The 21,781-nt window shown below is 37.0% G+C and carries 12 protein-coding genes; 7 read left to right on the plus strand and 5 right to left on the minus strand.

The annotated features are described in order from the left end of the window. Positions 1-40 precede the first annotated feature (40 nt). Genes I6F50_RS14975 through dinG form a run of 4 tightly spaced genes read right to left on the minus strand, consistent with a single transcriptional unit; the run spans position 41 to position 4,409 of the window. The gene (locus I6F50_RS14975; RefSeq protein ID WP_197160228.1) at positions 41-934 is read right to left on the minus strand and encodes a histone deacetylase; all 894 of its coding nucleotides are present in this window, start codon (positions 932-934) and stop codon (positions 41-43) included. Between the two features lie 13 nt (positions 935-947). Further along, positions 948-1,556, minus strand: a complete 609-nt coding sequence (locus tag I6F50_RS14980) for a primosomal replication protein (RefSeq protein WP_007378182.1) — start codon at positions 1,554-1,556, stop codon at positions 948-950. Between the two features lies 1 nt (position 1,557). Beyond that, positions 1,558-2,334 carry a TSUP family transporter gene (locus I6F50_RS14985; RefSeq protein ID WP_010553699.1) on the minus strand — a complete coding sequence of 259 codons (777 nt, stop codon included), beginning with the start codon at positions 2,332-2,334 and terminating at the stop codon, positions 1,558-1,560. Beyond that, the gene (gene dinG, locus I6F50_RS14990; RefSeq protein ID WP_197176611.1) at positions 2,334-4,409 is read right to left on the minus strand and encodes an ATP-dependent DNA helicase DinG; all 2,076 of its coding nucleotides are present in this window, start codon (positions 4,407-4,409) and stop codon (positions 2,334-2,336) included. Before dinG ends, I6F50_RS14985 begins: the two co-directional genes overlap by 1 nt. 194 nt (positions 4,410-4,603) lie before the next feature. Here dinG and I6F50_RS14995 point away from each other — a divergent pair, with 194 nt between their 5' ends. The 7 genes from I6F50_RS14995 (at position 4,604) to I6F50_RS15025 (ending at position 21,285) form a co-directional block, all read left to right on the plus strand. Beyond that, entirely contained in the window at positions 4,604-6,946 is a 2,343-nt protein-coding gene (locus tag I6F50_RS14995) for a DNA polymerase II (protein WP_197176615.1), read from the plus strand. 241 nt (positions 6,947-7,187) lie between these two features. Then, entirely contained in the window at positions 7,188-10,076 is a 2,889-nt protein-coding gene (locus I6F50_RS15000) for a TonB-dependent siderophore receptor (protein ID WP_165728577.1), read from the plus strand. A 67-nt stretch (positions 10,077-10,143) separates the two neighbouring features. After that, entirely contained in the window at positions 10,144-10,386 is a 243-nt protein-coding gene (locus I6F50_RS15005; RefSeq protein WP_024593662.1) for a hypothetical protein, read from the plus strand. 1,683 nt (positions 10,387-12,069) lie between these two features. After that, on the plus strand, positions 12,070-14,955 hold the full coding sequence (locus I6F50_RS15010) for a TonB-dependent siderophore receptor (RefSeq protein ID WP_197176617.1): 2,886 nt from the start codon (positions 12,070-12,072) through the stop codon (positions 14,953-14,955). Between the two features lie 1,167 nt (positions 14,956-16,122). Continuing rightward, the gene (locus I6F50_RS15015) at positions 16,123-18,939 is read left to right on the plus strand and encodes a TonB-dependent receptor (RefSeq protein ID WP_165741699.1); all 2,817 of its coding nucleotides are present in this window, start codon (positions 16,123-16,125) and stop codon (positions 18,937-18,939) included. Between the two features lie 167 nt (positions 18,940-19,106). Next, a complete protein-coding gene (locus I6F50_RS15020) occupies positions 19,107-19,409 on the plus strand; it encodes an H-NS family nucleoid-associated regulatory protein (RefSeq protein WP_007586043.1) in 303 nt (100 codons plus the stop codon). Positions 19,410-19,533: 124 nt separating this feature from the next. Then, entirely contained in the window at positions 19,534-21,285 is a 1,752-nt protein-coding gene (locus I6F50_RS15025; protein ID WP_197176619.1) for a DEAD/DEAH box helicase, read from the plus strand. Between the two features lie 44 nt (positions 21,286-21,329). Here I6F50_RS15025 and I6F50_RS15030 read toward each other — a convergent pair whose 3' ends face one another. Further along, on the minus strand, positions 21,330-21,665 hold the full coding sequence (locus I6F50_RS15030; protein ID WP_165725436.1) for a ribonuclease E inhibitor RraB: 336 nt from the start codon (positions 21,663-21,665) through the stop codon (positions 21,330-21,332). Between the last annotated feature and the right edge of the window lie 116 nt (positions 21,666-21,781).

A 21,781-nucleotide genomic window follows, 5' to 3' on the forward strand; every position in this document is an offset into this window, starting at 1 on the left:
TTTAAAATAATCCGTTTAACTGAGTCTATACTAAGGCTTACTATAAATCGATAGCGGCTTTAAATAGTTGTTTATGAACATTAATTAGTGAACTCAAATTACGCTGATAACCGCCACCTAAAGCGCACATTAGTGGGATTTGATGTTGCTTACAGAAGTTGAGAACAAACAAGTCGCGCTCATATACGCCATTGAGCGATATATTAAACAAGCCTAACTCGTCTTTAGTGTAAATATCAGCGCCTGCATTATACAAAATAATATCAGGGTTATGTATGCGCACGCAAAAATCGAGTGCTTGCTCTAATGTAGCAAGGTACTCATCGTCGGCTGTTTTAGCGGGCAATGCAAAATCGTAAGTGGACTCTTGTTTATTAAGAGGAAAATTTTGTTCACAATGAATTGAGCAGGTAATAATTTGGTTATGGTTTTGAGTGATTTGTGCTGTGCCATCGCCTTGGTGTACGTCGCAATCAAAAATTAAAACAGTGTCGGCTTGCTCTGTATTTATTAAATGTGCTGCTGCAATAGCTAAATCATTAAAAATACAAAAGCCACTGCCAAAATCGCTATAGGCATGATGATAACCACCGCTCAAGTTGAAGGTTAGATCGTGCCTAAATGCCGCTTCAGCAGCTTGAATACTCGCGCCAATAGATAAAAGAATACGCTCTACAAGTTGTTGCGAATAGGGAAATCCCATCTTTTTAATTGCTTTATCGCTTAGTGTTCCATTTAAAAAGTCATCTATATAACGTTGGCTATGACATAGCGCAAGTTGAGATACGGTTACTTTTTTAGGCTCTTGAAAGTGAATCGCCGAAACACCTAGATTTTCTATTTCGGTTTTAAGTAACTTATACTTTTGAATAGGGAATCGATGACGTTCTGCAAGGATAAGGTCTGAATACAATGGATGATAATAAAGCTGCATAGTAAAGTGCGCCTTAACGCAGTTGTTGTTTTTCTACTTGTTGTATTTTGTCCTCAGTGGCAGAAATTGCTTTTCTGCAGCGACCCAATCGAGCATGTGTGCTTAATATTTCAAGGTTAAGCTTTTGTGCTTTAGCTGGCGAGGCTTTATCCATTTGCATTTTACGCTCTTCAATCATGAGCACTAAACGGCGTTCAAACTCATGGTTTTGTTTTAATTCGTCGTAAAGCTCGTGCGATGATTGCATTATTTTTTGTACCGCTTGCTTATAAACGGTTTGCTTAGGGCGTGGTTTATAATGGCTTTTGTTTTCTTTAACCCAAATAGGCGTTGATTTAATAACGTTGAATACAGCTTGTACTTGAGCTGCTATACGTTCAAGCGCGTAGGTATAAGCATGGCGATGCTCACTTGGCGGTAATCTTGACACTTCGTCTTCAATTTCTATTACGTAATCGACTAGGTTCATGCTTTTTGTACTAAAAACGGCGCGGTCAAACAAGCTCGGTTGCGCCTGCATATAACGGTTTTTAGAAAACAGTTTAGCTTTATCAAATTGCTCAGCTTGTTGTTTTAGCGTTGCAACTTGTTGGCGTAGTTTATCTAAAGCCATTGAATGCATATTAAAAGTAAGCCTCGTAAATTAGTTTTAAAGCTAAAAGTATAACCATAGTATTAAATACAGGGCGAATAAATTTACTACCAAAACGTATTGCTGAATGTGCTCCAAACCATGCGCCTAGCATAATAAAAAAGCCCATTGTTATGCCAAGTAAAAAGTTTACATGGCCGAGTGCTACAAAGGTGATGAGCGATATAAAGTTAGAAACAAAGTTCATTGAACGCGCTAAACCACAATTGAGTAGCAAGTTCATTTTATAAAGCATGCCATTAGAAGCGGTCCAAAAAGTACCTGTACCTGGGCCTGCTAAACCATCAAAAAAGCCTAATGCTAAACCCTGTAGCCATTGTTTTATTTTCATCGCTTTGTTGAGTTTAGGCAGTTCATCGCCTTCTGTGGTGCTTAAATTACCAAATAAGCTATAGGCGGCAACTAAAATAATAATAATTGGGAGTAGTTTGTTTAAAAAGTCGATACTTAAATGATCAACAATAACAGTACCTATCAATGCACCTATTGCAGTAGCAATTACGGAGGCAGCCCAAAACTTAGGACTAAATAAGTTCTTTTTATAATAGGTATAGCTTGCTGTTAAGGAGCCAAAACTTGCTGCTAGTTTATTGGTGCCTAATGTTAAATGTGGAGGTAAGCCTGCAGTTAATAAAGCGGGCACAGTTAACATACCACCGCCACCGGCGATAGCGTCTATAAAACCTGCGGCAAGTGCAACAGCACATAAAACAGCCCAGGTTGTTGGATCGAGTGCGAGTTCAAACATTAATAATCTATTTGTCTTTTAAAAGGTGGTAGGGTGTCGAGCATGGCTTTACCGTATCGCTTAGTAACTAAGCGTCTATCGAGAATAGTAATACAGCCTTCATCACTCTCTTTTCGCAGCAGTCTACCACAGCTTTGTACCAATTTCTTTGCGGCGTCTGGTACGGTAATCGTTAAAAACGGGTTACCGCCTTTGCTTTGTACAAATTCTGCTTGCGCTTCTTCTATCGGCGAAGTAGGTACAGCAAACGGAATTTTAGTAATTATTAAGTTCTCTAAATATTTACCAGGTAAATCAAGGCCTTCCGAAAGGCTTTGTGTTCCAAATAAAATACTGCCTTTGCCTTCGTCTACATTTTTGGTGTGTAATTTAAGCAACGCTTCTCGCGACATTTCACCTTGTACTAATAAGTTAAAACCTTTTGTTCTAAGAAACTTTGTTACGTGGTCCATTTGCCAATAAGAAGCGAATAGTACAAGGTTCGCTTTTTTATCATTTAGGTACTCTGGTAATGTTTTAGCTAGGTGATCACTAAAGTCTTTATCGGTTGGTTCTACTTTAGATACCGGAATACGTAAAGTGGCTTGTTTTGGGTAATCAAAAGGAGAAGGTACTTTAATAAATTTAACGCCTTCTTCTTTAGCAAGCCCTGTTTCGTAAGCAAAGTGATCGAACGAGCCCAGTGCACTTAATGTAGCAGAGCACAAAACAGCGCCCGCGCATTCTCGCCACAATTTATCTTTTAAGTAATAACCGACCTCGATAGGGCAGTCGCTTAATAAGTGGTCGTGATGGCTTTTGTATTCAAGGCGTTTTATCCACCGTGCATGAGGAGCACCTTCGCCTTTTTTTGCGTAACTAAACCATAGTTTGTTTAGTTGCTCTAACCGGTTTATGTATTGACCGCTTTCGCCTAGTATTGGGTCGGCAACGTAAGGTTTTATGTCGCCATCACTTACATCTTGGGTAAGGGTGTCGTGCATTTTGTTTAAACAGCGCAGCGCATCTTGCGTGGCTTCGCTTATGTCTTTTGCTTTACTGTGCAATGATTTTGGAATTTCACCGTGTTCAAAGCGGTAAGTATCATCTTTTGAGTACTCAAAATCGGCATTGTCGAGAATATCACGCACTACTTTTAAATCTTTATTAGCATCGTTAATGCTGTCGCAAAGTTTAAAATTTTGCCCAATAGCCCTTTGCCCCACTAAAACCTTCGCCATTTTTCCGCTAAACTTGGTGAGCTTATCAAGCCATTCTATTGTGCCTTTAATTGTGGCAGCAGCTGATGAAAAGTCGCGTGTGATGTGCGCTAAATGATGTGCTTCATCAATAACGTAAATGGTGTTGTCGGGCTCTGGTAAAATTTTACCACCGCCTAGGTCTAAATCGGCAAGTAATAAAGAGTGATTAATTACCAGTACATCCATTTGCATTAATTGATTACGAGCAAGCTGAAACGGACACGTTTGATGGGCCTTCATTTGGCGTTGGCATGAATGTTTATCGCACGCTATTAAGTTCCACACTCTATCGGGTACAGTATCGGCCCAACTGTCTCTATCGCCTTGCCATTTTTTATTCACATAGGCGTTATATAGCTCATTCAAACACTTGGTTTCCATTGCGCTCAATGGTGAAGTAAGCGTTGGCATAAAGTCCATTTGTGTTTGGCTATCGCCGTTTACAGCATTATGTAATTTGTGGGCACAAATATAACGATGGCGACCTTTTACTAAATCAAATTTAAAGTCGAGGCCTGAATGCTTTTTAAAAAATGGGAGTTCTTTTGCTATTAATTGTTCTTGCAGTGCAACCGTTGCGGTAGAAATAACTAGCTTCTTTTTTTGCGCTAAGGCAAGCGGTAATGCGCCTAAACAATAGGCAAGAGACTTACCTGTACCGGTGCCTGCTTCAATTACGCAAATGCGCTGCTTTTTATGGTATTCGCCAGCAAGCGTTTTTGCTATTTCGGCTACAAGGTAATTTTGACTGCTACGAGGGCGATAATCGTTTAGGTTGCTAGCCACATGCTGGTGTACTTGCCTAATTGTTTTTTTTAGTGAGTCAGAAAGCATGGGATGATTTACCTAAAGTATGTATATAATTACAGTGCTATGGATTTTAGAGTTATAAGAGTGTAACTACAAGAAGTGATGAAATTAATTTAGCAAAATAAAGTGTCTGAGTGTTTATTTAGGTTGAGTTTATGGCTTTAAAGCATTTTGAATTAAGTAAAAACTTACATATATATGTATAAGGTTTAGTAATAGTGTACTTAACAGCCGGTTTTATTGTTTCTTCTCATGCTTATGATACTGCAAACGGCATATGCTACGAAGCGTGGTTTTGTAGTGATAAAGGACCTATAAAAACGGTGTCGGCTAACGAAAGTGCACTGTTTTTTATCAAAAGCAAAGATGCTGAAATAGCGAATGAAATATTAGTAGCTGAATCACTTAACTTTAGTATTAAAAGTCTTGAGCTAAAAAACTTTCAGCAAGAAGATATGTCGGCCTGTTACTTCAAATCACTTAAACACTTTTATTCTGCTACTAAAGCTTTAAAGCAACGTGGAGTTGTATTATTTGAAGAAGATATTCGACCAATAGAGCGCTATTTAATGGAACGCTTTATAAAAGGTGGAGCTTGGATAACGGGTAATGTATTTAAACAAGATGGCTATACATTAATAACCGACGCTAAATTAAAAGCGAATGAAGAATATTCCCCAACCCTTAATAAACTCTCGTTAGACATTGAATGTAACGAAAGTGGGGTTTTGTTTTCTGTTGGGCTCGTAGGTTGTAATTTAGACTGTGTTTTAATGATTGGCGAGCCAGATAGAGAAGCTACCAACCTCGAGTTTGATATTATTTGGTGTGTAGATGAGGCTGAGCTGTTAAAGGGGTTAGAGCATTTTATTAAGCTTAGCGATCCTGATGTAATAATTGGCTGGAATGTAATTGAGTTCGACTTTGCTGTTATTCATGAAAGAGCTGAAGCACTCGGGATTAAGTTATTACTGGGTAGAGGAAGTCAGCCTTTGTATGTTCGAAAAGGGCACTTTACTCGGGTATCGATCCCTGGGCGATGTGTGGTTGATGGAATAGACACTTTAAAAAATGGTACATATAGCTTTGAGAGTTTTTCTTTAGCTAATGTTTCAAATCAAGTGTTGGGTGAGTCTAAATTAATCGATTCGGGTAATAGTCTGCAGGAAATTATTAGGCAATTTAACGAAGATAAACTTTCTTTAGCAAAATATAATCGACAAGATTGTATTTTGGTAAATAAAATTTTTGATAAATTAAAGCTACTCGATTTTTCTATTGTAAGAACAAAGCTTACGGGGTTAGAGCTTGAAAAAAAGGGCGGCTCTGTCGCTGCTTTTATTAATATGTATTTACCACTACTGCATCGCAGCGGTTATGTTGCCCCTAATATGGGCGATCATGGACTTACATTTGAAAGCCCAGGCGGTTATGTAATGGAGTCTATTCCTGGCCTTTATAAAAATGTCATTGTTTTAGACTTTAAAAGCCTATACCCCAGTATTATGCAAACTTTTTACATTGATCCTCTCGGACTAATAGAAGGCCTGCAAAATCCTGAACATAGTGTGCAGGGATTTAATGAAGCCGTATTCTCGCGAGACAAACACCATCTCCCTCTACTCGTTAAAAGCTTAGCGTCTCAAAGGCAGCTTGCCAAAGACAACCAAGACCAAATGCTCTCTCAAGCAATCAAAATAATAATGAATAGTTTATATGGCGTTCTAGGCTCAAAAGGATGTCGGTTTTACGATCCTAGGTTATCGAGCTCTATTACGTTAAGAGGGCACGAAATAATGCTACAAACTAAAAGGTGGATAGAGGAACTTGGTTATAGCGTTATTTATGGTGATACCGATTCTACATTTATTAAGTTGGATGATGATTTAAGCCACGACGAGTGTAATGAAATTGGCGTGTTTTTAGCTAAAAAGATAACTACAGATTGGATTAACGAGATTAAACAAACGCACAACTTAACAAGTCATTTAGAAATAGAATTTGAATCTCTTTATAGCCCTTTCTTTTTGCCAACCATAAGGGGGAAGCTAGTTGGCTCTAAAAAGCGCTATGTCGGTAAATTAATTAAACCAAACGAATCAAAACTAGTATTTAAAGGATTAGAAACAGTAAGAAGTGATTGGACAAAACTTGCTCAACAATTTCAGTTCGACCTATTTACTAGTCTTTTTGATGGAAATTTAAACATAAATGACCTTGTAAAAGACTATACAACAAAGCTATTTAAAGGTGAGTTTGATGATTTACTCATATTTAAAAAGAGATTAGGTCAAAACTTAATCGATTATAAAAAGAATATTCCTCCTCATATTCAGGCAGTTAAGAAACACCAGAAAAAAAATAGCGAATTTACGGTCAATAGGGGTGAATTTGTTACATTTGTTTACACAACTGCTGGAGTTGAACTATATCAAGGCTTTCATAGCTATGACTATGCAACTTATGTAGAAAAACAGATTGTACCGTTAATTGAAATGGTTGATCTTGTTTCGCACTCAAGTGTTTATTTTGGGTTAAATTTACAAGAGGAACTTTTTTAATAACACCATAAATAGCAACATATCTGTGTTTTCATACTGTCCACATCTTATTTATTCTAGTTTATTGCGATTTTGATTATTATATTCGCAAATATTTCTTTTTCTGCAAAGGTTTGTTAACTTTTTGTTGGCTTTTTGGTGGTTTTTGTTTATTATTTGCTTTAGTTACTGTTAATCTTATGTAACTAAAATAAATAAATAATGATTACTACTATAAAGTAGTGACACCAGGGAGAATCAAATGTTAAACAATCAAGTAGCTAAAGCAGTGCGTGTCGCACTTGCATTTGGTGCAGCTTCAACAGCTGCATTTTCAGGTAATACAATGGCAGCCGAAGGCGCCGATAAAGTAGAAAGAATTGAAGTAACTGGTTCACGTATCAAAAGAACTGATATGGAAGGTGCGAATCCAGTACAAATATTAACACGCGATGACCTAATTGCTTCAGGTATTGGTAACGTAGGTGACATTCTTCAAGAAATTCCTTCAGTTGCTGGTGCGGGTACTAATGCTTCTGTTAATAATGGTGGCTCAGGCGCGGTGCGTGTATCTTTACGCGGTTTGGGTTCTTCAAGAACGCTAGTATTATTAAACGGCCGTAGAATGGTTGCGTCGGGTAGTGGTGCAAACTCTTCTGTAGATTTAAGTACAATCCCTACAGCAATTATCAAGCGAGTTGAAATTCTAAAAGACGGTGCTTCTGCAATTTACGGTTCAGATGCTATTGGCGGTGTAGTTAACGTTATTACACGTGATGATTTTGAAGGTTTTGAAGCTACAGCAAGTTACGATGCTTCGACACATGGCGGTGATGGCGAAACTAAAAGCTACGATTTTACTGTAGGTTTAACAAGCGATAAAGGCAGCGTGGTAGCTAGTGCATATTACGTTCAGCAGGGTTCTCAGTCTTCTGGTGATAGAGACTGGTCTAAATTTTCTTTAGACATGGATCATACAGGTGAGCTTTCTAAAGGTGGTTCTTCAGCTCCACCATGGGGTCGTTACAACGGTATTGATGGTTCAGTAGCTGGTGAAGATTGTTCTTCTTTTACTCACGGTGCAGCTAATGGTCCTGGTCAATCAGATCCAAGCGATTTTTCTAATCCAACTGGTTATGATTGTTGGGATTGGGATAAAGATACTTACAACTTTGCGCCTGTAAACTTTCACTTAACTCCGGCTGAGCGATATGGCGTATTTGTTCAGAGTAACTATGAGTTTTCTGATCATGTTCGTTTCTTTTCAGAAGTTAGTTTAAACCGCCGTATTTCAGATACTAAGCTTGCTCCATTACCTCTAGCACCACTTGCGTTCTTTGGTGTGACAAATGCAAATTATTCTGCAGATAACTACTATAACCAACAATTTGGTCCTAAAGACAGAAATGGTGACTCAGTTGAGATTTCTGATTGGCGTCGTCGTATGGTTGAAACTGGTGGTCGAGATACTCAATTTCGCGTAGATACAGTTCGCGCAGTAGTTGGTTTTGAAGGCGATATCAATGACGATTGGGGTTATGAAGTTTCATACATCTTTGGTTCAAGTGATTCTACAACTAAACGAGCTGGTGGCGTAAACTTTGAAAAAGTTTCACAAGCCGTAGGTCCTTCATTCCAAGACGTTGACGGTAGCATTGTATGTGGAACTGTAGATGATCCTATCGCTGGTTGTACATCATTAAATGTATTTGGTATCCCAGGAACTGATACTCAAGTTACTCAAGAAATGTTAGATTTTATTTCGTTTGAAGCTCACGATTTTGGTTCAAACGAACAGCAAATTATTAGTGGTAGTGTGTTTGGTAGTGCATTTGAATTACCAGCAGGTAGTTTAGGTATGGCATTTGGTCTAGAACATCGTGAAGAGAAAGGTGGTGATTTCCCTGATGCACTAATAGCATTAGGAATTACATCTGGATCTAGCCGTCAAGAAACATCAGGCAGCTACACTGTAGATGAGGCTTATGCTGAGTTTAATGTACCGCTATTATATGACGCACCTTTTGCAAAAGTGTTAGAGCTAGATTTAGCAATTCGTTATTCTGATTATGATACTTTTGGCGATACTACAAACCATAAAGTAGGAATTAAATGGTCTCCTATGGACGGCCTTATGTTCCGAGGAACATCATCTACTGCATTTAGAGCACCTTCAACTTCTGATTTATTCTCTGGCGCATCAGATAATAGCCCTGAAGTTTCGGACCCGTGTGCTACTAACCCTACATCATTCTGTATAGCTGACGGCGTACCAGCAGCTGGTTTTGAACCTATTGGTGACCAATTATCTTCTACTCTTGGTGGTAACCCAGAGTTGCAACCAGAAGAAGCTGATATATTTACAGTTGGTGTAGTTTATAGCCCTGAGTTTGTTGATGGTTTATCTTTCACAATCGATTACTGGGATATCGAGCTGGAAAATGCAATTAGCTCTGTAGGTGAGCAGTTAATTTTAAACAAGTGTGCTGAAAGCGGTACATACTGTGATCAAATAACTCGTTATACATCAGGTATTTTAGCTGGTAACTCAAGTGACATTGATAACAGAAACATAAATGTTGGTGGTGTAGAGTCATCTGGTTACGACTTTAATGTTGCTTATACAACTGATACGTCAATTGGTTCATTATCAGCAAGCTTAGATGCAACTTACTATGACGACTACACAATAACTCAAGCCGACGGTTCAACACTTCAAAATGCTGGCTACTACCGCCGAAATAGTGGTGATGGTAACTTCCCTGAGTGGAAAACTAACTTCAATGTATCGTTAGCTCAAGAGAATTGGTCTGCAACTTATGCATTGCGTTACATTGGTGAAGTTGAAGAAAACTTTACAAATATTGACCCTGATGATTTAGCTGATGTTAACTCTTCATTTAGAACTGAAGCCGTTAATATCGGTGGTACTCTTGATTCTTATGATGTTATTAGAACCGTTGACTCACAAGTAATACACAATGTTCGCTTTAGTTACTTCCTTGATAACTACACAGCTACTGTTGGTATTAATAACGTATTTGATGAAGATCCTCCGTATGCAGCAACAGGGTTTAACGATAATACAGACCCTCGTACTTACAATACAACTGGTCGTCATATATTCTTGACTCTTAACGCTAAGTTCTAGAGTTCAGAAAAACAATAATAAAGCGCTAATATTCATAATATTAGCGCTTTTACTTTAAGGGAATAAAATGAAAAAGCTAATCGTAATAATCATTTCAAGTTTACTATTTCTATCTGGTTGTAGTTCACTGAGTGAAGACTCTCTAAGCAGTAATGAAAATATGGTATGCGAAAAAATAGCGGTGACAGGTAGTAATATTAAAAAGCGTACATGCATGTCAAAAGAGTTGGCAGAAGAAAGACGCAAAAAAAACCAAGAGGCAATGAGAGAAATTAACAAAAGAGGAAATATTTACCAAGATAGGAACTAATTTTACTACTAAGTTTAATTGCAATACTTTAACTTATGTTCGAAATCTTGATGTGTTAGTACTAATAATAATGCGGACAGGTTATCTATATTAAGTAAACTATTTGCTATTAAACTTACCCCTCCTCCAGGCTACATTATTTCATTGAATTTCGACTATCTGCCAAACCTTGTTAACGTGGTAACTTTGTATTTAGTTGGTGTTTTCTCGTATTTCAATAACGTATTTTTTACAAAACTATTATATATGATTCATCTCTTGGTTTATTTAAGTGGTTGATTTTAATCGCAATAAGTTTTTAAGTGTTTGTCGTTATTTATAATTTATAGCTTATTTATTCTGAGTAACTATAAACTATAGTTGTTCTATTTCTAGCGATAATCATTGTAGAGGCTCCCGGCAAAAGTATCTGTAAATATGAATATAGAGGATATCCCGCATTACACTTAATAGGGGGTAACTCTTCTTAAGTACATTCAATATTAACAGTTAAGGCCGTATCAGATACATGTAGCTTATCTGATGATTTTGGATGTTTTAACTTTGATTTACCGGTTAATGTGATACTCAGATGAATGTTATCAAATTAGTAAATAAAGAGATGGTTCAAATATCATTAGAACAAGTATTAAGAAGTAATATTGGCCAGTTAACAACCAAATGTTCAAGCACTACCTTCACAATTGAGTTCATAATTTCCTCTCATTAAACAAACACTCATCAGTCGATGCTCTTTTCGAGTATAAAAATGATAATGAATATTTTTACGACATATTAAAGAAAGTTTATTTATGATTTGCAGCTGGCTAGCTCAATAAATCAGGTTAAACACGATGTAGGCCAAATTACAAAATAATATAACCAAACTTATAATCTGACATGTGTACCCAATAGCTCTAAACTGAATTTCTCAAACAAATTAAATGCAGGCAGTAGTGGGTATTTACATAAAAGCCAAACAGGTAGCTTGGTTATAATCTGCTTATCCTAAAAAGATCAGGATAAAATTTAAGTGATTACTTCAAAAGGTTTTTCCACATATCTAAGTTAAAAAACATAAAATTTACAACTCAGATTGCAAAATAAGGAAGGAGTAAGTAATTATGTATGTTTACACATTAATTGGGTCCATTCCTATAATAAATTTTACAAGCATACTATAAGTCATATACTCGAAAAGATTAAAGTAATCGCATATATATCTTATTGTTAAGGTATAAAAGTGAGGTTATCTAATTGATAGTAAGGTTGTTTTTTATTTCACCTTAAATAAAAGAGACACTTTTTTAAACCTGCAGCTTTAGATAAGTCTACTAAATATGAATGTTTTTATATATTTTAGTGATGCTTTGTTACAAATCTTTACAAACATTCAAGTTGTTGTTATTTAAGTGTTTTATTTTAAGGTGATATAAGCTTTAAATATACACATAATACTTTTTCAATAAAATCAGCTGCTTACTGTTGATTTTAATGTAATGGTGAAAGATACATTTGTTATTTTTGCTGGTTTAAAGTTAATAATGTGTTGACCTCTTTGTTTCTCTAGTACTATCATCCGTCACACAATAAAGTCCTACTGTACCTTCATATAGGCATTTTTAGTCTTATTAAGTGGCTTTATTGCGCATTAATTTTAAAAATTAAGCATAAATAATAAAATAGTATTCTAGGGAGAATCAAATGTTAAACAATAAAATTTCAAAGGCAGTTCGCTTAGCGATTGCTTTTGGTACAGCATCAACAGCTGTTTTTTCGGCAAATTCAATTGCGGCAGAAGAAGGCGTTGAAAAAGTAGAACGTATAGAGGTTACAGGCTCGCGTATTAAGCGTTTTTCAGAGGTTTCACCTACTCCTGTAACTACAATCACCGGCGAAGAGCTATCTAATGCCGGCATCACAAACATATCAGATTTGTTACAAAAACTGCCTTCATCTGGCGTAGGCTCTGCACCTACAACAACTACTAACACTATTTTTGGTGCGGGTATAAATACTACAGATCTTCGTCAGCTTGGAGAAGGTCGTACTTTAGTACTTGTAAACGGTCGTCGATACGTAGGTGCTTCTGTAGATAATCCTGCGGTAGATTTAAACGGCATTCCGACTGAAATGATTGAACGTATGGATATTGTTCATGGCGGCGCGTCAGCAGTTTACGGTTCAGATGCAATTGCGGGTGTAGTTAATATTATTTTGAAAAAGTCTCAAGATACTATGGACTTCAACTACAAAAAATCTATTACAGAACAAAGTGGTGGTGAAGAAGAGTCTTTTTCATTCACATTTGGTGGTGAAAGCGACAAAATAAGTTTTATTACGAGCTTATCTTACTCAGAAACAGAACAGCTTGAAGCTCAAGACCGTGACTTTCTTCGTAACCCAGTTTCTGGAATGTTAAACCCTGATAATGTTTCTGACACAGATGGAATTCCACAGAATATTTTAGCTACAGGTGAGTTTGCCGGTTTGCAAACACTAGGCTATTACGATCGCGCAGGTGATGCATTCCTACCTGATGGCCATGTTGTATTTGGTGATAATGGTGAATTTAGTCCCGTTATAGTTGGTGGTGTAACAAGACCTGCACCGAATAATCAACTTAGATATTTTGGTGACGGCTTCTCTAATGGTTACAAATTTATTGAACATCAAGATCTTGCAACACCACTTAATCGTTTCAATGTTTTTACAAACATTGTAAATAATTATGCTGACGATCATTCAATGAATTTTGAAGTTTCTTTTTCAAAAGCAAGTGCTTATGCAGAAAGTAGCCCAATTTTCCTTGCTGAATCGATTCGTTCAGATAATGCATTTTTAGACCCAGCTGCTAAAGCACAGCTAGATGAAGCTAATAGAGATTCAGTTACAATTTATAAGCTAGCTTCGGGTTTCGGTAATCGTACCTATGAAGATGATCGTACAACACTTAATACAACTCTTTCTTTCCAAGGGTTACTACTAGAAGAGTTCGATTACGAAGTATATTTTAGTTACGGTCGCAATAAAAACGACACTACATGGAACGGTGAATTCCTTACTGAGAACTTTAACAAGGCTATTGACGCGGTAGAAATTGACGGAGCAATTCGTTGTGCAGACCGTGATTCAGATGGTTCTTTAGTTGGTGCGTTAGATGGTTGTCAGGCATTGAGCCTGTTCGGTCTTAATGGTGCATCTCAAGAAGCTTTAGATTACGTTACTACCTCAGCATCAATTTCTAAAGTTAAACAGCAGCAAGTTATTGGTGGTGTTATTTCAGGTTATGCTTTTGATATGCCTGCCGGTGGTGTTTCTTTTGCTTTAAGTGCTGAGCATCGTAAAGAAACTGGTTCTAATGAACCTGGTGCAGCAATGCAGAATAATCTAGTGTTTGGTAACTTTGTAAAAGCATGGGATGGTGAATTTACAGTTGATGAAATTGGTGTTGAAATGTCAGTTCCATTATTAGTGGATGCACCATTTGTTGATTCATTAAGCCTTGAGTTAGCCGCTCGTTACATGGATTACTCTTCAGTGGGCGATAATGTAGCTTGGAAGGTAGGCTTTAACTATGCAATGAACGATGAACTTCGTTTCCGTGGTACAAAGTCTAAGTCGGTTCGTGCTCCATCATTATCTCAACTTTATTCTGCTGGTACTCAGTCATTCGCGTCTTATGGCGATCCATGTGACCAAACTAATATATCTACAGCGAGTGATAGCAAAAAAGCAAACTTAATTGCTAACTGTCAAGCTGCAGGCATTCCAAATCCAGGTACTACAGTTGGAGATTGGAGACCATCTGATGATTGGCGTAGTGTTACTCCGCCAAGTGTGAATTCAGGTAATGCAAACCTTCAAGAAGAAACGTCTGACGATACATTATTTGGTGTAATTTATACCCCAACTGAAAATATCACGTTAATTGCAGATTATTGGAGTTTTGACGTTGAAGATGCAATTAACTCTTTAGGTGCACAGCGTGTTATTGATGATTGTTACGAAGCGTCTAGTTTAGATAATAGTGCTTGTGACTTAGTTGACCGTGATCCTACGACTCTTGATATTTCTGAGGTTCGTAATGGACCATATAACTTAGCATCTTACTCTCTTAAGGGTGTTGATTTAGAAGGTACATACAAGTATGAAACGAGCTACGGTTCATTTAACTTCCGTTTACTAGCAAGTTACCTTGAGCATAGAGAGTTTAATACAGATGTTTCTAGCGAAGGCTATGAACCAACACCTACAGTTGGTGAAGTAAGATACCCTCGTTGGCAGGGTAACCTAACGGTAGGCTATACTTACGATGATTTATACGTAGGTATGATTGGTAAATACCGTCATTCAACAGTATTAGACAGAGAGTGGACTGCTGAAAATAACAACTATAATGATGTTCCTTCTTATACAGAATGGTCAATAAATGGTCGTTATACTGTTAGCGAAATGCTTGAAGTAAGATTAGGTGTTTCAAACTTATTTGATATTACACCTCCTAGAAACCCTGGCACATACGATGATGGTGAGTTTTTCGACGTATACGGCAGACGTTTCAACTTAGGACTAAACTTACGTTTCTAATATCTTTAGTAAATAAGTTTATAAACGAAAGTGTTTAATATTAAAGCCTACTGAAATTTCAGTAGGCTTTTTTATGTTTTACTTGCCCTAATATGTTTTTATACGAACCGGCTTATATATGGGGTTTATTTAACGATAAGTAAATTTCGCTATAACTAGGCAAAAATTTTTACATCTAGTTGATATTACGTTTCTTTAGACTGGAAATTGTTGGATTTACTTAGCGGTTCTTCAGAAGTTTAAAAACATAATGGATACCAACAAAAGATTATCTTTCATTACTTAAGCTGAAAATGTGGTGATTGGATATATTCTTGGGTAGTACAGGCCTCAACCTTGATCATATCTGATACGCCAATTACTTTTTTTGATAAAGAGGTTACGTACTTCAAAGCTACGTTAACAACGTCTTCGTATCCTTTAAAAGCCTATTCTAAATTTATTATATTCTAATCTGATGAATAGGGTGGTGCTTTAATATCTTTGAGTTTTAAAGCTATCAGCAGCATCACATTACATCACGCATAACAGCAGCTCTTTCATTTTTTCGTTTCAGTATTAAGCTTGCGTCACTCGCATAGCGTCTTTATCTATATAAGGAGTTATTAACACTCCTACCTCGCCGACTTTCTGAAATACAGACTAAGCATTTATACATATTTAATAGTAATTACTACAAAAAGTGACTCAGCTATTTTAGTTAGCCTGCCATCGGTGTGCGATTTTTGAAATCAATGAACATATAGCTTTATGGATTTTTTCTTTTTTAGAAAGGCCAAGTAGTACTTTTTCAGATAGTTGAATAGCTATAGTTGTCTCAATCATTTTTGTTAATTTTATGTAGGTAATTTATTTTTTGCATGCTTTTACACCTACATAATTCGCCACAATAAGGAAGTAAGTAACTTGTTTGAGGCGAGACTTAGATATGATTTCTTCAGTAAATAGCACTTATTCTAAATCAAGTTTTTGCAATAATGCAAAAAGAGCATTGTGTTTGTTTTTTGTTACTTTAAAGCTTTGTAAATAAAGAGTTTTATTTGGTTAGCCAAGTGTTGACCTTTTGCATAAGTTAGGACTACTATTCGAATCAAAATAGGTACTGTGATTAATTACAGACCGTTTTTGAAGGCAAAACAATTAAAATAGTATTCTAGGGAGAATCCAATGTTAAATAATCAAGTTTCAAAAGCTGTTCGCTTAGCGATTGCTTTTGGTGCAGCATCTACAGCTGTTTTTTCTATGAACACAATCGCTGCAAACGAAGGTGTTGAAAAAGTAGAGCGTATTCAAGTAACGGGTTCACGCATAAAGCGCACTGATATTGAAACAACCGTGCCAATCACATCAATTGGCCGAAGTGATATTATTCAAATGGGCGCATTGAATGTAGCTGATGTTTTGAATCAATCCCCGGTCACTATTGCTGGTTCAAACCAATCAAATAGTGCATTTGGTACTACAGGCGTTGGTCTTAACACTACATCTTTACGTAACTTAGGTTCTTCAAGAACATTAGTATTAGTGAATGGTCGTCGCTTTGTATCAGGCGTTTCTCCATCAAGTGGTTATGCGGTTGACTTAAATGCAATACCAGCATCAATGATTGAACGTATTGATATTCTTAAAAGTGCTTCTTCAGCGATTTATGGTTCAGATGCTGTTGCTGGTGTTGTGAACATTATTACGCGAAGCGATTTTGAAGGTGTTGAAGTTAACGCTCAAACAGGTGTTTCAGATGAGTCTGATCGCGAAAAATATTCTTTAAACCTTACTGCTGGTAATAGTTGGGATTCAGGTAGTGTAACAATTGCTGCTGGATATGATGATGATAAAGGTCTGAAGTCATCCGATCGAGACTTCTCAAGATATGATGAAGCTATATTTTTGAATGATGAGGGTGGTGAATATGTTGGTATTCAGAATTCTTCATATCCGCCTCAAGGCCGTGTTGGCGCATACAATGCAGATGGGACACCTTATGTAGGTGATGAGAATTCATTCAATCGTGCTTCTTACCGACAGTTAGTTACTCCGCTTGAGCGTAAATACGCAGCAGTTAATTTTAAACAAGATATTTCAGATAGTGTTCACTCTTTCACGGAAGTAAACTGGAATTCATCTAAAACATACAACTCGACTATTGAACCAACTCCTTTTACTACGGATGATGTATATCTACCTTCACGTGGTGGCGTTGGTGGGATTAAACTGGGAAGCCCTTTAGTTCCAGACCTTTTACGCCAAAATTTAATGTCTGATAATCCTGATTTAACAATGGATAATAATATTCCAACGTTAGTTCGCCGTATGGTTGAGTTTGGTGCTCGTTCAACAGATTTAGAGCGTGATACTATCCGTATTGCGACAGGTATAGATTGGGAAATTAATGACAACTGGCTTTTAAACTCTTATATTTCATGGGGTAAAACTGACCAGCGCCAAGAAAATGGTGGTCAAATAAATGTTGAACGTGCTGCAAATGCATTAGATGTATACACTAACGCAGAAGGTAACGTCCAATGTTCTAATGATTTAGCAGTACTTCAAGGATGTGTGCCTTTAGATTTGTTCGGTGCAGGAACTTTGTCTGATGAAGCTGTTGCATATGTAAGATCACCTGCAAAATCTCAAGGTCAAGTTGAGCAATTTATATTTTCAACAACCCTTTCAGGTGAATTACCAATTGAGCTAGAAGGTGGTATGGTTGGTCTAGCAGTTGGTGCAGAACATCGTCTTGAAAAAGGTTCATACTCTCCAGGTGATTTAGCGCAAACTGGTGCTTCAAGTACAAATAAATCTGAGCCTACGAATGGTAGCTTCTACACTAACGATGTTTTTGTTGAAACTGTATTACCAGTTCTCGAAAATGTTGAACTAGATTTAGCCGCTCGCTATTCAGATCATGAAATTGTTGGTGGACAAACAACATGGAATGCAGGTGTACAATACTCTCCTACAGATACAGTAAAATTAAGAGCATCAGCAGCGCGAGCTATTAGAACTCCAAATATTGCTGATTTATTCGGTGGTAGAGGTGAAACATTTTCAGGTGTTGCAGATCCATGTGATGCAATTACTGCATCATCTACCGGAAATGTAGCGGCTAACTGTCTTTCTATCGCTGAAGTGGCTAATCGAGTTGCTACTGAAGGCGCATTCAATTTAACAACTATTGAACGTCAAAGCACTGGCGGTTATGTTGGTGGTAATGAAGATGTAAAAGAAGAAACATCTGATTCATTTAGTGTTGGCGCTATTTGGCAAGTGACTGATGAATTTTCATTAACGCTTGACTACTACGATATTGCTGTAGATAACGCTATTGCTACCACTGCTAGAACAACGGTATTAAACCGATGCTACGGTGTTAATCCATCAGACTTTGATGCGACATGTGGTGGGGCAATACGTGATACAAGAGGTGCTTTGACAGAAGTTAGCTCTGGTACTAGCAATGAAAATGATTTAAGCACAAAAGGCTTGGATATTGAATTAAGCTATAAACAAGAATTTGCTTACGGGCAATTATCAGCTGACTTGATTTGGAATCATTTGTATGAGTATGCTGAAACATCAATTGAATCTGGTGAAGAGATAGATTACAGAGGTGAAGTATTAACTCCTACTAATCGTGCAAATTTAAATTTAGGCTATGCAGTTGATGACTTTGCAGTATCATGGCGCATGAAGTACTGGGCAAGTTCAAATGATAGTAATATTGAAGGAAACCAAAACTTCTCAACTGGTGCTCCTTTAGAAAAGTTTAATCGCTTCCCGACTGTTATTTATCATGATCTATCAGGTACTTATAACATCACTGATGGAACAGACGTTACTTTGTCAGTTCGAAATGTTTTTGATAAGCAACCTCCTGTAGCAAACCAAAGTTCTGTAAGTGGAGCATCAGGTATAAACACTGTTGGTGAAGCTTATGATGTTACTGGTCGTTATTTCCAGTTAAGCTTTACTACTAAGTTCTAATTATTATTTATATAAAATGATAAAAGCCGCGATTTTAATCGCGGTTTTTTTATAAATAAATTTTATATACATTAATAAATTATGTGTCGTAGTTATTTTTGAAAAATACCCTTATACTAAAAAAGAATATTTAAATAAATCTAATCACACAATTTAGCGAGATATAAATGAAAGAAGTCCGATCTTTTATTAAAACAGCATCATTAACGGATCTTGAAAAAGCCCAACAGCTTATCAATGATGCAATTTCAAAATATACCCAGCAGCAAAAAGCGAAACAGGAAGTTTTGGATCTTTTAAAAGAAAAAGGACTTACGCTAGAAGATTTACAAGATGGAGCATCTGACAAACGTACTAAAGTTAAGCCTAAGTACCGCATGGAACTTAATGGTGAGACTATTGAATGGACAGGCCGTGGCCGTCGTCCTAAAGCGTTTGAAGGTGTTGAGCTTGAGAAGTTTTTAGCTTAAAGCTAAATATAAGAGAAGCTTCGGCTTCTCTTTTTTGTTTCCCCCTCAATAAAATATAATTAAAGTTTAAAACTCCCAGCTATTATTTGCTAAAATCTCTTCACTCAAACCTATTTGTTTTCCCATGAGCTATAAACTAAGACCTTACCAGCAAGAAGCCGTAGAACGAACCGTTTTACACTTTAGAAAGAGTAATGATCCTGCCGTTATTGTGCTACCAACCGGCGCAGGTAAGAGTTTGGTTATTGCTGAACTTGCCCGTATTGCTAAGCAAAAAATATTAGTACTTGCTCATGTAAAAGAGTTGGTAGAGCAAAATTCGCAAAAATATAAAAGTTTTGGTTTAGAGGCGAGTATATTTTCAGCAGGTTTAAAAGAAAAGTCATTAAACCATCAAGTAACCTTTGCCAGTGTGCAATCACTTTCTCGTAATTTAAATAAATTAAATGAGCATTATTCGTTACTTATTATTGATGAATGCCACAGGGTAAATGGGGATAAAAAAAGCCAGTACGGAAAAGTAATAAGTAGTTTAAAAGAATATAACCCTCAGTTAAAAGTATTGGGTTTAACAGCAACACCTTATCGGCTAGGAACGGGGTGGATATACCATCATCATTATCATGGCTTTGTTAAAGGGACTAAAGAAAGCCCGTTTAAAAGTTGTATTTTTGAATTGCCGCTCAGGTATATGATCAAACATAATTATTTAACGCCGCCAAATGAAGTTGATGCAGCGATTAGCCATTATGATTTTTCGTCCTTAGATAGTAATGCATTTGGGCAATATACGACTGATGATATGAATGCGCTTTTAAAAAACAGTGAGCGCGCAACTAAAGCTATATTACAGCAAGTAATTCAATACAGTGAAGAGCGTGAAGGTGTTATGGTTTTTGCCGCCACGGTATTGCATGCTCAGGAAATATTAAGCTATTTGCCAGCTCATCAAAGCGCGCTAATAACAGGTGATACGCCAAACACTGAGCGCGATAAAATCATTAAGCAATTTAAAGCTAAGCAATTAAAGTATCTAGTTAATATATCCGTACTAACAACCGGCTTTGATGCGCCACATGTCGACTTTATAGCTATTCTAAGACCTACAGAATCAGTTAGTTTATATCAACAAATTGTGGGGCGAGGCTTGAGGTTATCTGAATCGAAAACGGATTGCTTAGTAATAGATTATGCCGGCAATGGTTTTAATTTATTTCACCCAGAAGTAGGCGATAAAAAAGGCGATAGTGATAACGAGCCTGTGCAGGTACTTTGCCCAGGTTGTGGGTTTGCTAATATATTTTGGGGTAAAACTGATTCTGCTGGAAAAGTAATAGAGCACTTTGGCAGGCGATGTAAAGGGTTGTTAGAAGACGATAGTGGCCATAAAGAGCAGTGCGATTATCGTTTTAGATTTAAAGAATGCGAGCAGTGCGGCGCTCAAAATGATATTGCTGCACGACAATGCCATGATTGCGGCGCGGTAATGGCTGACCCTGATGATAAGCTACGTAATGCATTAAACTTAAAAGACGCACTTGTGCTTCGATGTAGTGGGTTATCGGTAACTCAAATTAAAGACGATTTAATTAAAATAACGTATTTTGATGAAGATGGCGCAAGTTGCGATGAGGTATATAACCTCGCAAATAAAGGCGGGCAATTTATATTTAATAAGCAATTTGGTCTACGAGTAGGACTTGGGCAAACACCTATTAATTTTAAGACTGCAGAGCAAGTAGTAAACGCACAATTTGAATTAGTACCACCGGATTTTGTTATTGCACGAAAAAGCAAAAAGTATGGTTGGAAAGTGGCTGATAAACTATTTGACTATAAAGGGGGTTTTAGAAAGGCAAATCAGTTAAGCCGCTAAGCTTAACTGATAGAGTACATTGAACTAATACAATTAAAAGGCAACTAAGCTTCTTCACCGTCCATTAATCCCCAGCCATCACCGTATCCATTAAAGCTATTAGCAATACTTTCAATGTATTGCTCTGCTTGTCCTAGAAGGGTGTGCTCTGGCACCATTTGTACTTGAGTGATTACTTCCCAAACGCCAGTGTCTTTGCATTTTTCGAGCTCAGCATTTTGAACTAATGCATCAGAGACTATTTCTTTAGCAAATTTTTCAGCATCGGCTTCTTGTTCAAATAAAATAAAAAAATCGACTTGGTGCATTTTATTTAAATCAATGCCAGCAGCGGCTATTTCGGCTAAAAGTTGGCCGTTATCATCATCAGGGAATTGCATTAAAAACTCATTTAAAATTAATTTTTTATTCGTAGGCACTATTGTAACTAAAATATTGTCTTAACGCGTACTAATTTTAATTATGCTGATATTTATTCAAAGTTAAATTTACGCGT

This window comes from Pseudoalteromonas sp. NZS127_1 (genome assembly GCF_015864295.1).
Lineage (GTDB): Bacteria > Pseudomonadota > Gammaproteobacteria > Enterobacterales > Alteromonadaceae > Pseudoalteromonas > Pseudoalteromonas arctica.